At 68.8% G+C, this 14,449-nt stretch carries 18 protein-coding genes and 1 pseudogene; 11 read left to right on the plus strand and 8 right to left on the minus strand.

Going from position 1 to position 14,449, the window contains the following annotated elements:
• Positions 1-12: 12 nt before the first annotated feature.
• Positions 13-1,347: a serine hydrolase domain-containing protein gene (locus tag ACFWW9_RS33040; RefSeq protein ID WP_390386059.1), complete on the minus strand. Its 1,335-nt coding sequence runs from the start codon at positions 1,345-1,347 to the stop codon at positions 13-15.
• Positions 1,348-1,893: 546 nt separating this feature from the next.
• Positions 1,894-2,091 carry an MbtH family protein gene (locus tag ACFWW9_RS33045; RefSeq protein ID WP_390386060.1) on the minus strand — a complete coding sequence of 66 codons (198 nt, stop codon included), beginning with the start codon at positions 2,089-2,091 and terminating at the stop codon, positions 1,894-1,896.
• A 691-nt stretch (positions 2,092-2,782) separates the two neighbouring features.
• Here ACFWW9_RS33045 and ACFWW9_RS33050 point away from each other — a divergent pair.
• On the plus strand, positions 2,783-3,913 hold the full coding sequence (locus ACFWW9_RS33050) for an ROK family transcriptional regulator (protein ID WP_390386061.1): 1,131 nt from the start codon (positions 2,783-2,785) through the stop codon (positions 3,911-3,913).
• Between the two features lie 52 nt (positions 3,914-3,965).
• A complete protein-coding gene (locus ACFWW9_RS33055) occupies positions 3,966-5,561 on the plus strand; it encodes an endo-1,4-beta-xylanase (RefSeq protein WP_390386062.1) in 1,596 nt (531 codons plus the stop codon).
• 180 nt (positions 5,562-5,741) lie between these two features.
• On the opposite strand, the gene ACFWW9_RS33060 is transcribed toward ACFWW9_RS33055, so the two are convergent.
• On the minus strand, positions 5,742-6,224 hold the full coding sequence (locus ACFWW9_RS33060; protein ID WP_390386063.1) for a hypothetical protein: 483 nt from the start codon (positions 6,222-6,224) through the stop codon (positions 5,742-5,744).
• A 492-nt stretch (positions 6,225-6,716) separates the two neighbouring features.
• On the opposite strand from ACFWW9_RS33060, the gene ACFWW9_RS33065 reads away from it, so the two are divergent.
• Together ACFWW9_RS33065 and ACFWW9_RS33070 are read left to right on the plus strand one after the other, a co-directional pair.
• The gene (locus tag ACFWW9_RS33065) at positions 6,717-7,301 is read left to right on the plus strand and encodes an ATP-binding protein (protein WP_390386064.1); all 585 of its coding nucleotides are present in this window, start codon (positions 6,717-6,719) and stop codon (positions 7,299-7,301) included.
• 166 nt (positions 7,302-7,467) lie between these two features.
• Complete coding sequence (locus ACFWW9_RS33070) at positions 7,468-8,007, plus strand: ATP-binding protein (protein ID WP_390386065.1); 540 nt, start codon at positions 7,468-7,470, stop codon at positions 8,005-8,007.
• Between the two features lie 59 nt (positions 8,008-8,066).
• Here ACFWW9_RS33070 and ACFWW9_RS33075 read toward each other — a convergent pair whose 3' ends face one another.
• Positions 8,067-8,342, minus strand: coding sequence for an STAS domain-containing protein (locus tag ACFWW9_RS33075; protein WP_390386066.1), 276 nt, complete (start codon positions 8,340-8,342; stop codon positions 8,067-8,069).
• A 619-nt stretch (positions 8,343-8,961) separates the two neighbouring features.
• Between ACFWW9_RS33075 and ACFWW9_RS33080 the strand changes: the two genes are divergently transcribed.
• The 6 genes and pseudogenes from ACFWW9_RS33080 to ACFWW9_RS33105 all read left to right on the plus strand — a co-directional run bounded on the left by ACFWW9_RS33080 (position 8,962) and on the right by ACFWW9_RS33105 (position 12,447).
• Complete coding sequence (locus ACFWW9_RS33080) at positions 8,962-9,405, plus strand: hypothetical protein (RefSeq protein ID WP_390386067.1); 444 nt, start codon at positions 8,962-8,964, stop codon at positions 9,403-9,405.
• Positions 9,402-9,740, plus strand: a complete 339-nt coding sequence (locus ACFWW9_RS33085) for a hypothetical protein (RefSeq protein ID WP_390386068.1) — start codon at positions 9,402-9,404, stop codon at positions 9,738-9,740. The genes ACFWW9_RS33080 and ACFWW9_RS33085 overlap by 4 nt, the downstream gene beginning before the upstream one ends.
• A gap of 4 nt (positions 9,741-9,744) precedes the next feature.
• The gene (locus ACFWW9_RS33090) at positions 9,745-9,936 is read left to right on the plus strand and encodes a hypothetical protein (RefSeq protein WP_390386069.1); all 192 of its coding nucleotides are present in this window, start codon (positions 9,745-9,747) and stop codon (positions 9,934-9,936) included.
• Positions 9,937-10,101: 165 nt separating this feature from the next.
• On the plus strand, positions 10,102-10,278 hold the full coding sequence (locus tag ACFWW9_RS33095; protein WP_390386070.1) for a hypothetical protein: 177 nt from the start codon (positions 10,102-10,104) through the stop codon (positions 10,276-10,278).
• Between the two features lie 46 nt (positions 10,279-10,324).
• Positions 10,325-11,996 (plus strand): annotated as a pseudogene (locus ACFWW9_RS33100) (SulP family inorganic anion transporter).
• 88 nt (positions 11,997-12,084) lie between these two features.
• Positions 12,085-12,447: an ArsR/SmtB family transcription factor gene (locus tag ACFWW9_RS33105; protein WP_390386071.1), complete on the plus strand. Its 363-nt coding sequence runs from the start codon at positions 12,085-12,087 to the stop codon at positions 12,445-12,447.
• Between the two features lie 44 nt (positions 12,448-12,491).
• Here ACFWW9_RS33105 and ACFWW9_RS33110 read toward each other — a convergent pair whose 3' ends face one another.
• Genes ACFWW9_RS33110 through ACFWW9_RS33120 form a run of 3 tightly spaced genes read right to left on the minus strand, consistent with a single transcriptional unit; the run spans position 12,492 to position 13,420 of the window.
• Positions 12,492-12,911, minus strand: a complete 420-nt coding sequence (locus ACFWW9_RS33110; protein WP_390386072.1) for a hypothetical protein — start codon at positions 12,909-12,911, stop codon at positions 12,492-12,494.
• A gap of 44 nt (positions 12,912-12,955) precedes the next feature.
• On the minus strand, positions 12,956-13,150 hold the full coding sequence (locus ACFWW9_RS33115; protein WP_390386073.1) for a hypothetical protein: 195 nt from the start codon (positions 13,148-13,150) through the stop codon (positions 12,956-12,958).
• Positions 13,151-13,162: 12 nt separating this feature from the next.
• Positions 13,163-13,420: a hypothetical protein gene (locus tag ACFWW9_RS33120; RefSeq protein ID WP_390386074.1), complete on the minus strand. Its 258-nt coding sequence runs from the start codon at positions 13,418-13,420 to the stop codon at positions 13,163-13,165.
• On the opposite strand from ACFWW9_RS33120, the gene ACFWW9_RS33125 reads away from it, so the two are divergent.
• Complete coding sequence (locus ACFWW9_RS33125; RefSeq protein ID WP_390386076.1) at positions 13,384-13,929, plus strand: SOS response-associated peptidase; 546 nt, start codon at positions 13,384-13,386, stop codon at positions 13,927-13,929. The genes ACFWW9_RS33120 and ACFWW9_RS33125 overlap by 37 nt on opposite strands.
• Positions 13,930-14,023: 94 nt before the next feature.
• Here ACFWW9_RS33125 and ACFWW9_RS33130 read toward each other — a convergent pair.
• The coding region (locus tag ACFWW9_RS33130) for an alpha/beta fold hydrolase (RefSeq protein WP_390386075.1) at positions 14,024-14,449 on the minus strand (426 nt) is incomplete at its 5' end.

Genomic DNA, 14,449 nt, shown 5'->3' on the forward strand with positions numbered 1-14,449 from the left:
CGAGGCCGGGGGTCAGGCCACTTTGCGCGCGTGCCGCCTGCGACCGGCGATCCGACCGCCGATCTGGATGCGGTCGATCCGACCGCTGCGCGGGTCGCGGAGGAAACGACCCGGACGACCGGCCTCGCCCCCCGCGAGGCCGGTCACGGAGAAGACGAGCCGGTCGCGAACCGTGAGCCGTGCCAACGGTTCGTCGTCGACGACCAACTGCAGATCGTCGCCGCGGATGACCACTTCGTAGCTGGTGTCGCCGTTGAAGTAGGTGCCGACGCAGTCCGGTGGGATCGACGTGCGACTTCCGATGTCGACCGACGCGGCGCTCGTGTCGATGTCCGTGCCCGTCGACCGCAACTCGGTGAGGAGGTCGTGCCACAAGGCGATGCCGGTGGAGGAGTTGGTGGTGAGGGCGATCACCGTGCCTGATTCGGGATTCAGGCGCAGGTGGCAGGAAGTGCCGTCCGCGGTGCCGTCGTGCCCGAGCCAGTCGTGGTCCGCGCCGCGGAACACCGCGAGACCGAGCCCCCATCCGTCGGCCAGGCCGAAAGGCTCGGCACCGGGCACCGGGAGTCGCATCTCGGCGAGGTCGTCTGAGGTGACCAAGCCGTGGTCCGCGCCGCCGTGCTCGGGACGCAGGTGCATCCTCGCCAGTTCGAGCAGGTCCGACGCGCTGGCGGCGAGCCCGCCCGCCGGCGCTTCGACCAGGTCCAGTTCCTGGTCGACCGGCCGGATCCGACGCGAGGCGCGGTTGACGGTGTGCCCGCTGGCCATCGACGGCACGGTGAGTCCGGAGGCCGGGTCCACGACGAAGGGCAGGGTGAGTTCCAAGGGCCTGAGCAGGATGGTCTCCACTGCTTCGGCCCATGTCATACCGGTCGTCACCTCGATCAACCTGCCGAGGAGCGCGTAACCGGTGTTGGAGTAGGAGAAGCCGGCACCCGGCTCCTGCGGCGCGTCCAGCAGCGACGAGACCAGAGGTGATCGGCCTCGGGTCGACGAGGTGATCGGTTCGGCGCGCAGCCCGCCGGTGTGGCTGAGCAACTGGCGAACGGTGAGCAGGTGAGCGACCTCGTCCGGCGCCTGCCGCATCTCCGGGAGCGACCTCGCGAGCGGCTCGTCCAGTGCGATGTCACCGTCGGACACCAGCACCATCAGCACGGTCGCGGTGAAGGTCTTCGTGATCGACCCGATGGGTACCTTGCTGTCCCGAGTCATCGGGCGGCCGGTGCCGTACCGCTCTTCGCCGCAGGCGAATTCCCAGGTCTTGCCGTTCTTCAGCACGACGAGCTGGGCACCGGGCACATCGTTGGATCGGGCCGATCTCTCCAGAACCTCACGTAAGTGTTCCACGATTCGCTTTCCTCATCGATGAGTTTCGCGTTCAGGATGAAGGTCCCACCTGCGCACGGCGCGCAATTGGCGCTCGATCGCGCACATCGGACGCTACCGTCTCGCACATAAGATCGAAGGCCGGCCGGGTGGTTGACATCGGGCTCCCGAAGGTCCGATGCCACCGTTTACCCGCGTGCACCGCATTTCATGCGCACAACCCTCGACCAAATAAATTCCATGCAGCCGGGAAAGACTCGATCTCTTTTACTCCAGCGGTCGCTCGAGCATCAGGGCAAACCGCGATTTTGCGGAGACCGCACAAGCAAGTCGGCCGCGCAGCGGCCGTCATCGACCCACTGCAAACCATGAACATCCGTCACATTCGAACTCGAGCACGACGGAGACGACGCACCGCGGGACGACGACTCGGCCATCGGACGCATCCCCGAGGACTACGTCCGCCGGGCTACGACACGTGCGATGACCGAGTCGGACGAGTGCCGCGAAGATACCCCGCGCCTCCTCCAACCGAGCGTCCCGCATGACGCCCGCCGGAACCTGGTTTCAGTCCGTCGCCATCTGTTCGCGCAGCTTGCGAGGCCTCATGTCGGTCCAGACCTGGTCGACGTAGTCCATGCAGAACTGCCTGGAGCCGCTCTTCCCCGTGCTGGCCCAGCCCGCTGGGACCTCCTTGTCCATCGGCCACAGGGAGTACTGCCCCTCCTCGTTGACCAGGACCTGATTGACGGAGTTGTCGTCCACGGCGTCCTCCTTCTCATCGTCGATCGGCAAACGGCGTCGATCATCGGGTCGAGTTTCGAGGGGCGTCACCCGATAAGCACCGCCCGCACGTTCCCGAGAATCCCGCCACGCCAGAACCCCGACACACCGTGCCGTGCCGCACTTCGCGCAGATACCGCCGAAAGGACGATCAAGGCAATCAGCTGCGTGATTTTTCGCATCCTTGTCCCGATGTTTAGACAGTTCAAAAAAGGGAACGGGCTCTCACGAGCCAAGTCCGAGCAACACTCACTTACAACCAAATTTTCCCGATCATCACGGCGACACAACGCCGGAAAGCATGGAAGTACACCTCGATGCCCGACAGGAATAAGCCGACTGGCGCAGGAGCACGTCACCGCGAGGTCCGGAGTTCACCGGGCCGAATTGGAGCCGCCCCCTGGGTCAGCGAAGAGCCCAGGGGGCAGCAGACCATTGATTGCCAGACGTTGAACAACGCATGACATCGGACATCATTGTCCCCTTGGCCTTGATCACCGGTCCAGACCTAGGGGTGAACACTGTCCAACGGGACGATATGGCCGGCACAACGACACGCCGTCGCCGCGCCCACACCCCGACCACGACGTCGCTCGGAGGACGCCAGGGGCAGCACGTCCGACTCGACCACCGGCATTGACACCGGTAATGCTCCGTTACTAGTTTGGCCGTCATGCGGTTAGGAGCGGTCACCGGCGCACTCGTCCGGGAAACGAACGTCCAAGCGGTCTACCAGGCACTGCTCAGCGAACACCCGGTGACCCGCGCCGAACTGGCACGACACCTCGGCACCACCAAACCGACCACGAACAGGGCCATCGACAGCCTGATCGCCGCGGGACTCGTCGAGCAGGTACCGCGGCCGGACACCGCCGCCGGTTACGACGCGGTGTTCTTCGGCCCTCGGATGACCGCCGCGACGGTGCTGGCCCTGGACCTCGGCAGCCGGTACCTGCGGGGCACGATCGCCGGCCTCGACGGCATCCAGCTCGCCCGCATCGACAAACCGGTCGCGGACAACGAGCCCGCACTCGTGCTGGCCACGGCCGCGCAGCTCGGACAGGAGCTGGCCGAGGCATCGGGCTGCGCTCCCGAACTCGCCGTGGTGGGCGTGGGCGGGGTCGTCGATCCGGGCACCGGGATCGTGCACAGCGCGAACCAGCGGGCCCTGGACGGTTTCGCCGCCGCGGAGGACCTCGGCCGGGTGCTGGGGCTGCCGGTGCTCGTGGAGAACGACATCAACCTCGCCGCGATCGGCGAGGGTCGGTACGGGGCCGGGCGAGGAACAGCCGATTTCGCGTTCTTGTCCATCGGCAGCGGAGTGGGTGCCGGGCTGGTCATCGGCGGTGAGCTGCACCGGGGAGTGCACGGCGTGGCAGGCGAGATCGACCACGTTCCGCTCGGTCAGCGCTTCCGCTCGGACAGCCCGGCCGCAGACGCGTTCCTCGCCCACATCTGGCAGTACTCCGACTTCTCGACCTGCGAGGAGGTGGTGCGAGCCTGCCGCGAGCAGGATCCGATCGCCGTCGAGCTCATCGCCTGGGAGGCCGCGCGGATCGCGGACTGCGCGATGCGCATCACCTCCGTCATCGACTGCGCGCTGATCGTCCTGGGCGGCGGCATCGGGCTCAACGGGGACGTCCTCGCCGAGCCCGTCCGCACGGCGCTCGCCTCGCTCACCACCCGCCCACCGCGAATCAGCACCTCGGCACTGCGAGAGGGCGCGATCCTCGCCGGCGGCGTCGCCGTCGCGCTGGACACCGTGCTTCCCCGCCTCGTGCCCTCACGGATTCACCCCCGCTAGTCCGCGCATCCGCCGCCTGCGCACCACTCCCATCCCCACCGCAGGAGGTTTCATGCTGCCCCTGTTCACCGCGCTGCTGCTCGTAGCCGCAGTGCCCGCCGCGTCCGCCGCACCGGTGGACCTGCTGAGCGGACAGGACTGGTCCCACTTCGCCGGAGCGGAGCAGTCCGCCGACGGCGTTCGGATCACCGGCCTGGACCGGTGGATCACCGACACCGACTACCAGCGCTCCCAGGCCAACCCGCCGGTCAACGTGCTGGGACCGCGATTGGCCGTCACCGGTGACTTCCAGGTCGACGCGAAGGTGTCGGGATCGGGGTCCCTGCAGCTCTACGGCGCACTGCCGATCATCTACGACGAGTGGCGCCAGGAGCCGCCGAGCGTGCGGGTCGGCGTGACCGGGGGGAAGCTGGCCATCGCGGTCTGGGACGGGAAGTCCGACAAGCCCGTGCAGACCGCGAAGTTCGGCAGCGCCGTGCCTGCCACGACCACGATCGGCGTCAAGCACGTCGGGTCCGAACTCGCGTTCTCCGTCGACGGCCAACAGGTCGGGAAGGTGGCCGACCGCGGTGCTTTCTCCTCCGGCCAGGTCTGGTTCGGCGCGGACGCGCCTGCCGGGCAGAGCTGGAGCTTGACCTCGCTGCGAGCCACCGGGAAGGTGCAGGTGCTCACCGCCCCGGACTGGCGGCAGAACAAGGTCGCCGGGTCGTGGCGTGCGACCGCCGAAGCGCTGCCGCGCAAGGTCGGAGTGGGTTCCGCGATCGCCATCGCGCCCCTGGTGTCCGACGACCGCTACCGCGCGACCGCCGGTGAGCAGTTCGACCTGATCACCCCGGAGAACGACATGAAACCCCAGTTCGTGCAGCCCCGGCGTGGCGTGTTCGCCTTCGCCGAGGCCGACGCGCTCGTGGACTTCGCACGGGCCAACGACATCGACGTGCACGCGCACACCCTGGTCTGGTTCGAAGCCCTTCCGACGTGGATGCGGTCCGCCCCCGACAAGAAAACCGTGATGCTCGACCACATCAGGGCTGTGGCAGGTCACTTCGCCGGCCGCGTCAAGGAGTGGGACGTGGTCAACGAACCCATCAACGAGGACAACTCCGACGGGCTCGAGCACAACCTGTGGTACCAGGCGATGGGCGCCGACTACATCGCACAGGCCTTCCGTACCGCGCGGGAGACCGACCCGAATGCCGTGCTCTACCTCAACGAGTACGGCGCCGAAGCCGATGGAGGCCGGTGGCAAGCGCTGTACTCACTGGTGAAGAAGCTCAAGCAGAACGGCGTGCCGATCGACGGCGTGGGTCTGCAGAGCCACGAGTACAGCGCGGGCGAGCGGGTGCCCGCTGAAACCTTCCGCAAGCACGTCAAGGCGCTCAACGCGTTGGGGTTGAAGGTTCGGGTCTCCGAAATGGACGTGTCCACATCGGACACCGCGGTGCAGGCGAAGCAGTTCGGCGAGCGGATGACCGTCTGCCGGCAGGAGCCGAACTGCACGGGATTCACCACCTGGGGCTTCACCGACAAGTACGGCTCGACCGCGACGGTGAACCAGTACCCCGCCGTACCGGGCAACGCTCTGCCCTGGAGCGCTTCGTACAAGCCGAAGAAGGCCTACACCGCACTGGTCGACGCACTGCGCTAGGTCCATCACCGCACCCTGCCGATGACGGCACGGGCAATGTCCCGAGCGCGTCGTTGCAGCCAGGTCGCGGTCGGCGATGACGAGTTCGCCCGTCGGCATACCGGCCGCCAGGCACAACAGGTCGAAGGCCATCACGAGCCGTCCAGGTCGGTCGAAGCACCGTTCGACCCCTTGAGGCGCTTACCCGACTCCATGTCGAGAACCGACCGGCGCCCGCCGCGTGACCGCTTCGGCCATGCGGCGGGCCACCAAAGCGGGTTCGGGTGTCCGCAGCGGCGAGAGGCCACGCGAGGGCGGATGCCCGCCGACCGTTGCCGGGCGGTGATCGACTTGGCGAGCCTCGTCCTTCGGCTTCGGGACAGGACCTGACGCACGGGTGATGTTGTAGAACTCGAGGCCTCCCCACCTCTGGTTCGGCCCGGCGGTGAACACGAATCCCGCCGGTAAGTGGCCCGTCAACCACACGTAGAGCGCCTGGTCGACCCAGTCGACACCGTAGTCACCGCCGTTGTTGACACCGCCGCAGTTGTAGAGCAGCGACCCGTTCGGGTGGAGCTGGTACCACGCTCCATGGGCCATGTGCTGGTTGGTGGCGCGGACGTGCCAGAGGTTCAGGGCGGTGACCACCCGGCCCTGGTGGAGCGGGTTGTTCTGGAACTGCATGGATCCCCCGTTTCCCGGTGGTGCGATCAAGTGGCGGAACTCCGCACGCGTTGGTCGTCCGGCACGAGGGCGGCGTTACGCCAGGGTTCGCGGTGATCGACGAACTCGAGAAGACGGCCGGACCGGGATCGGATGCTGCTTGATGAACATTCCGGCCGGTCCGGCCCGGACCGTCGAACTCCAGTGGTCCTACCGCGGAGACGCGCGCGCTCACGGTGGCGGCCGGTTACCCGATCTTCGGCTCACCCAACCATCCTGTTCCGAAGCCACCGAGGAGACAGGTGTGCCCGCACCGCGGCATGGGTGTCGAAGTCCTGAGTGCGGAGCGACGCCATCAGCGATGATCGTCGGCGAGTGCACCCCTTCGGGGGTCACTCAAGCCGGTGACCTGGCATGAAGCCACCCGCGGCGGGGTAGCCGAGAGCGATCGGACACCGTCGCCGATGGTGGAAGAGACGACCGCGTCACTCTGGCGATCAAGGAGCGATCCGCATGACCCACCCCTCCACAACCGCTTCGTCCGCTCCCCTCGCGCCGTGGCTTCCCGCCGCCGAGACCACCCGCCCCACCGGTCTCAAGCCCCGGACCGCGGAGTTAACGCTCTCCCCGACCAGCCAGGTCTACCTGCCCGCGGAAGGCACGCGACGAGTCGACCTGCTGGTGATGCCGATCGACCGGGACGACTTGGCGGTGGTCCGGGAGTGGATCCGGCGATCGTTGTCGTGGTGCGGTCCGGAGGTCATCGCGGATGTGGAGGTGGTCGCCACCGAACTGGCCACCAACGCCGTCACCCACGCCCGACGCCCGCGCCAGATCACCGTGGTCGGCTACCTGCCCACCTCGGAGGAGGCGGTGGTCGGCTCCTACGGCACCGGTGCCGAGACGCCGGTGCGCCAGGGCGAGGCCGTGATCGAGGTGCTCGACGGCTCGCGCGACCACATCCCCCTGATCACCCAGCGCTCGACGAGCAGGCACGGCGGTCGGGGTATGCGGCTGGTGCGAACCCTGTCCCGCTCGTGGGGGGTGCTGCGCGGGGAGCGCACGAAGACCGTCTGGGCAGCGCTCCCCCTGACCTGACCCATCCCCCTTCGCCTCTCCGCGGACCGAGGTCCACGGCGGGGCGAACCGGAAGTGACACCTGGGACGAACCTCTGAAGTCGGCCTGTCGCCGATCGACCCCGAACGGTGCCCCGCACGCGCTGGACGCACTCCGGCCACCGGGTGGACGAGGAGGAGCACGACGATGGTCGACGCCGACCCGAAGACACGCTCATGGCCCACCATCACGGCCCGACCGCCCGGTGTCGCCACCACCCCGCCGACACCACCGAGATCGGCCATCGGGAGCACGGCGTACCAGCCGGTGGCGGACAGCAAGACCAACGTGCTGGTCGCCATGCCGGTGACCCGGTACGACCTGGTCGTGGTGCGGGATCGGGTGCGGAAGTCGCTGTACTGGTGCGATCAGGACGTCGTGCAGGACATCTCCCTGGTCACCACCGAGTTGTTGTCCAACGCGGTGGACCACGCCCGACCACCGTGCCGAGTCACGATCACCGGCTACGTGCCGTGCGACAGCGACGCCGCGGTGCTCCTGGGCCGGGGCGAGGTGGTGATCGAGGTGTCGGACAGCTCCCACGACCTCGTCCCGCTGATCGGCTCGTCCACCGCGGGCCCCTACCGAGGACGCGGAATTTGCCTGGTGCAAGCCCTGTCCCGTTCGTGGGGGGTGTCGCTGTCCGACGACACGAAAACCGTGTGGGCCGCGATGTGCCTGTCCTGACCTGATGAGCCCGTGGCACCGATGTCGCCGGGTGTGCGGACGAGCCCGGCACCGGGTGGTCACCGTTCAGCGAAGACCCGCGCGGCGGCGCTGGTCGGGACCACGATCAGCACGGCGTCCAACCCGGTCAACGCCAAAGGTCGCAGCACACACCGCTGTGCCGCGACGAGCAGCAAACGGCTACCGGCCCGCACGGCGTGATGATGAGCGCGTTCCAGCACACCGAGCCCGGTAGCGCCCAGGAACGTGACCGCGGACAGGTTCGCGATCACCACCCGCGTCCGCCGGGAGATCGCCAGGCCCAAGTCGATGGCCAGGTCCGAAGCGGTGGTCAAGTCGGTCACCAGGATCTGGTTTGAACCCGAGAACAGTGGCTTCCACACAGCGGGAGCGAACACTCCATCAAGCAGAACGGTACGCCACTCCTGGGAAAACGGGAGACGAGACGACGCTCCACGACGAGACCCCGACAGGTGGACAGGCGGGCGCGGCAGGCCGAAGTCCTGGCGACGCACCTCAGCCCGCGCGGTGAGGTCAGCCGGTGGCTGTGCCTGCCCGGCCAGTCCCCAGGACGATGGCCGGAGCGGGCCAGGAGCACACCTCGTCAAGCGAAGTTCGCTAATCTGACCTGGATTTCTGCGTGAAAATCGCCTGGCGCAGGACGTGCGGCCGGCGGCGGGAAGGGGGCGCGCGGCCTGCGCCATCCGCACGTCGACGACGGTCAGGGTCTGAGCTTCCTGGAACTGGCCGTGTTGCAGCGCCTGGATCGCCCAAGACCCCCGCGGACGGACGACGGGCAGTGGTGTCGATCAGTCCGGCCGGACGCGACGCGCTGTCCGCGCGGGAGACCGCGAGCGGCGCGCGCGTGCACGCCGTGCCGGAAACCTTCACCGAAGCCGAATGACGTCGACTCGCCGAAACCGTGCCCCTGCTGGAGAAGATGGCGGTGCAGCTGTGACCACACCCGAGGAGAACCCGTGGACGCCGCCGGACGACGACGTGGTGTCCTTCCTGGACGACTACGACCTGCGTGGCCGCGATGGCGGTGACTGGTCCGGGGTGTTCAGCGGGACGTTCCTGGCGCTGGACCCCCAGCGCGCGCTCGCGCTGACCCCGCGGCAACTGGGTGCGGGCCTGCCTGCCAGGCGGAAGATGTTCACCGGCGCGGGTGTCACCGCGCTGCGACGGGTTTCCGCCCGGCAACAACGACTGGACGACCGCCACGTGCTCGTTCGCGCCGAATGGCTGGCGGAGCGGCCGATCGCCCCGGTCGCGCTCGCCTCGACGTTCCTGCTCCGGCGGGAGGCCGACCACTACGAGATCGCTGTCTACCTCAACCACAACGACCTGGCCCTGCTGCTGGCCGAGCCGTTCGAGAACGACAGGAGCACGCGATGACCACCCCCATCAGCGATGACGACATGCGAGCGGGCATGGCCACCACGAAGGCATACACCGCTGTCATCCTCAAAGCCGGCCCGAACTTCCACTCCCCTGAAGCGGCTCCGGTCGTCTGGGAGCACGGCCGCCGCAACTTCGCGCTGCGCGCCGAGGGCGTGCTGAACATCGTGTGCCCGGTCGTGGACGACACCGAGGTCTGCGGCATCGGTGTCCTCGACGCGGACCTGGAGACCGCCCGCACGATCATCGGCGAGGACCCCGGCGTTCGGGCCGGCATCTTCACCTTCACCGTCCACCCGGTCCGGAGCTTCCCCGGCGACAGCCTGCGCTGAGACCGTGGCCGACACCGCCTGGCGCCGACTGGACGACCCGACCGCGATCGCCGAGGTTCGGGCGCACATCCTCGACTCGGCCGACCTCTACCCCACCCTCAGCACGTCCAGTTTCGTCGACGCCGCGTGGACCGACGACGACCTGTTCGCCCTCGGCTTGGACCAGGTTCTCACCCAACTCCTCCAACCGGCCTGAACGAGGCGCCGGAAGATGCGGTCCCGCCCTCATGGCCCGCATCACCGCGCCGTTCGCAGTCAGGTCTCGCCGCTTCCGAGGATCGCGTCCTCCCCTCATCAGTTGAAGAAGTTTGCAATTGCTCAAAAGCTGTACCCTTCAGTAGACCGAGTGACTGGAGACCAGATGAGCGAGTTCGCGGCCACGGTGCGCGCCAGGATCGAGTCGGCTCGACGGTCTGTGCGCGAGGCGGACTCGACCGGAGACGAGGAACTCGCGGCCCTGCATCGAGCCGACCTGCTGAACCTGGAACGCATCGCCGGGAACCACGGCATTGACGTCGGCGGTGAGCGGGAGTGCTGATCCGTGCCGCGTCCCACCGCCGCCCACCAGCTCGGACCACCCGCTGATGGCACAGCGGCGGAGTGGTGGACCGAGGTCCCTGCTGCCCGGCAAGCCGGAGATCCGGTCGCTGGCGCGATCCCCTCGACACGACCTGGTGGCCGGGGCGACGGTGGCGATCGTCGCCCTACCGCTCGCACTGGGGTTCGGTGTCGCCTCCGGGCTCGGCGCGGCGGCCGGACTGGTGACGGCGGTCGTCGCGGGCGCCATCGCCGCCGTCTTCGGCGGTTCCGGCTTCCAGGTGTCCGGACCGACCGGGGCGATGACCGTCGTGCTGGTCCCCATCGTGACGGCCCACGGGCCGTCAGGCGTCCTGATGGTCGGGCTGATGGCCGGGGTCCTGCTCATCGCGTTGGCCCTTGCGCGAGCCGGCCGGTACGTGCGGTACGTGCCTGCTCCCGTCGTGGAGGGGTTCACCCTCGGCATCGCTGGGGTCATCGCGTTGCAGCAGGTCCCCGCCGCGCTCGGCGTGCCCGCACCGCACGGCGAGCAGGTCGCCCTGGTCGCGGTCAGGGCGGTCGCCGACTTCGCCGCGCACCCGACGTGGCAGGACGCGGTCACCTCGGTCGGCGTCGCGCTGGTGGTGCTGCTCGGCGCGCGGTGGCGTCCGACGATCCCGTTCTCCCTGGTCGCGGTGATCGGGGCGACAGTGGCCCGCTGGGTCGCCGACCTGCCCACCGCGCTCATCGGCGCCCTGCCGTCCACGCTGCCCGCACCGTCGCTCGCCTTCCTCGACCTCGGCGCCGTGGCAACCCTGGCACCGCCCGCGGTGGCCGTGGCAGCGCTCGCCGCGCTGGAGAGCCTGCTGTCCGCGACGGTGGCCGACGCGATGAGCGTCGGAGAACGCCACGATCCGGACAAGGAGCTGTTCGGACAAGGCTTGGCCAACCTGGTCACACCGCTCTTCGGCGGTGTGCCCGCGACCGCGGCCATCGCCCGCACCGCGGTCAACGTCCGGGCCGGAGCACGATCCCGGTTGGCCGCCCTCAGCCACGCACTGGTGCTGGCCGTCATCGTGTTCGCGGCAGCGCCCCTGGTGGGACAGATCCCGATCGCGGCGCTGGCCGGCGTCCTGCTGGCCACCGCGATCCGCATGGTCGAGGTCGGGTCGGTGCTGGCCCCTGCTCCGCTCGACCCGTTCGGACGCGCTGGTCCTCGTGGTCACCGCCGCCACCACGGTCGTCCTCGACCTGGTCACCGCGGTCATCGTCGGTCTGGTCGTCGCGGGCGGCTCGGCCCTGCGCACCATCGCGGGCACCGCCCGGCTGGAGGAGGAGGTCCTCGACCACAGCCACCACGGCGAGGAGGAGCAGGCCCTGCTGGCAGACCACATCGTCGCCTACCGTCTGGACGGACCGCTGTTCTTCGCCGCCGCGCACCGTTTCCTGCTGGAACTGACCGAGGTCACCGACGTCAAGGTCGTCGTCCTGCGGTTCTCCCGCGTCTCCACCGTCGACGCCACCGGCGCGCTCGTCCTGCGCGACGTCGTCGACAGGCTGGAGCACCGCGGCATCGCGGTGCTCGTGTCCGGCATCAGGCCGGGCCACGAACGCGTGCTCGACGCGCTGGGCGGCGCCACCCGTCTGCGCGATCTGGGCCGGGCGTTCGCCACGACGCCGGAGGCGATCGAGCACGCCCGCGGCCTGCTGCGCGAGCAGCGGCGGCCGGGCGGTTGCTAGAGTCCGATCACCAGGCGAAAAGCGGGAGGTGGCACGTGACGGGCACGACGGCCGCTCCCGACGCACGCCGTGGTGCCGGTGGGACCGCATGAGCAGGCCGCTGTACCAGTTGAAGGCGGAGTTCTTCAAAACCCTCGGACACCCCGCCCGCATCCGGGTGCTGGAACTGCTCAGCGACCGTGAGCACGCCGTCGCGGAACTGCTGCCCGAACTGGACATCGAGGCGTCCAACCTCTCCCAGCAGCTCGCCGTCCTGCGCCGCGCGGGCCTGGTCGTCGCGCGCAAGGAGGGTTCGACGGTGTTCTACTCCTTGACCAGCCCACACGTGGCCGAACTGCTGGCGGTGGCGCGCACCATCCTCACCGGTGTCCTTTCCGGACAGGTCGAACTGCTGGAAGACCTGCGCAACCCCGAACCGGTCGCGATCGACCGCGGCCACATCACCGGTTAGCGGCGCCGCCGCGCGCGTCGAGTCGCGGGTGCGACCACTCCCGATCACGTGCCGAGCAGTCCGGCCACGACCGGGCCGGTCAGAGGCAGCAGGATGCCCGACATCGCGTAGGTGACGGTGTAGCCGATGAGCGGCACGGAGTTGCCCGCGACGCTCGTCACCGCGGAGATCGCCGGAGTGCTGCACTGCTGACCGGCGGCGGCGCCGAGGAGGATCGGCGGTTCGATCTTCAGCACGCGGCTGCCCAGGTAGAGCGACAGCAGCGCGGGCACCAGGACCAGCGCCACGCCTGCGAACGGCAGCAGCGCGCCGTACTGCCTGAGCAGCGCCCCCGCTTGGGGCGCGGCGGCCAAACCGGTGGCGGCGATGAAGGTCGCCAGCCCGAGGTCCTTCGTGAGGGTCGCGGCAGCGGGCGGGAAGTTGCCGATCGACCGGTCCAGGTCGCCGTCGAACGGCGCAGCCACGGTGACCGCGTCGCTTGGTGGCAATTCGATCAACAGGCACGCTGTCACCGGGTGAGCACGCGGTGAGCCGCCCACCACGACACCACCGCCAGCGACCTCCCTTGGACCTCGCTCAGGTGGCGGGGTACTGATTTTCCGTGAGCAGCCGCGAGGTGGGCGGCGTTGGCCGCCAGGGTCTTCGTCGTCCCGGCGGTCGTCTTCGGCGTCTCGTCCAGGTCCTTGTGGTCCGCGCCCTGCATCGCCTCGCCGTTTCAGTACGTCACGCCACCGGCCGGGATCGTGAAGCCGACATCGTTCAAGCACTGGTACAGGTCCGCGCTGATCTTGTGCGCGCCGTCCTCGTTGCCCACCACCGCGACGACCCCGACCTTGCCGTAGGTCAACAGCCGCCCCTCGTCGTCCTTTTCGGACAACTCCGCGTCCAACCGCTCCATCGCCCGCTGCGCCACACCCGGACGCGGCCGCGTCGCGGCTGCTCCGCTCGGTCGGCTGGGGGTTGGTGCCGCCATGGACGAAGGATCGGAAGATCGGCTCGAAGATGATCAACGCGAGGGTGGAGACCCTGGTCTCGAAACCCGCGTTCAAGGCCGCCGCGCGGCGCAGGAGGTGCTTGCCGCCCGCCGACGGCTACTTCGAGTGGCAGAAGACCGACGCGAAGGCCAAGACCCCGTACTACTCGCACCTGGGTGGCGAGGTACTGGCGTTCGCGGGGCTCTACGAGTTGTGGCCGGACCCGGACCTGCTCGAGGACGACCCGGCCCGGTGGCTGTGGACGTGGACGATCATCACCACCTCGGCTCCGGACACGCTGGGGCACATCCACGACCGGAGCCCGTTGCTCGTCCCGCCCGGCGACCTGCGCGACGCGTGGCTCGACCCGACCCTGGCCGAGCCCGACGACGTCCAAGCGCTGATCAACAGCATGCCGCAGCCGCCGCTGGAGCCCCACGAGGTCTCCACCGCGGTCAACAACCCCCGCAACAACGGACCCGAACTCCTCACCCCAGTGCCCAACTAGAACACCACTCTCACCGCTACCACTTGAGCCGCGATCCTCTCGTAGCGGAATCATCCGCTCACGCAAGCTGACGATGGATGGGTTCCGTGAATGATCAGGGGTGGAAGAACTCGGCGAGCGTGGTGGCCAGGTCGTCGGGTGCTTCCTCGGCCATGTGATGCCCGGAGTCGATGCCGTGGCCACGCACGCCGGGCGCCCAGTCGCGCCAGATGGCCAGCGGGTCACCGTAGAGGTCCTCCAGGTCGTCCCGCAGCGACCACAGGGCCAGCGTCGGGCACTCGATCCGCACGCCCGCGGCCTTATCGGCCTCCTCGTGCACCCGGTCGACGGTCAGGCCCGCCCGGTAGTCCTCCAGCATCGCCCGCACCACGTCGGGGTTCCGCGTCGCCGCCCGCCACTCGTCGTGGTTCTCCCGCCCCATCACCTCCGGGTCGCCGTGGTACCAGCGGTCCGGGTCCGCGGTGATGACCCGTTCGGGGATGTCGGGTTGGGCGAAGAAGAACCAGTGCCACCACTGCGT

The organism is Umezawaea sp. NPDC059074, from assembly GCF_042738955.1.
Classification (GTDB): domain Bacteria; phylum Actinomycetota; class Actinomycetes; order Mycobacteriales; family Pseudonocardiaceae; genus Umezawaea.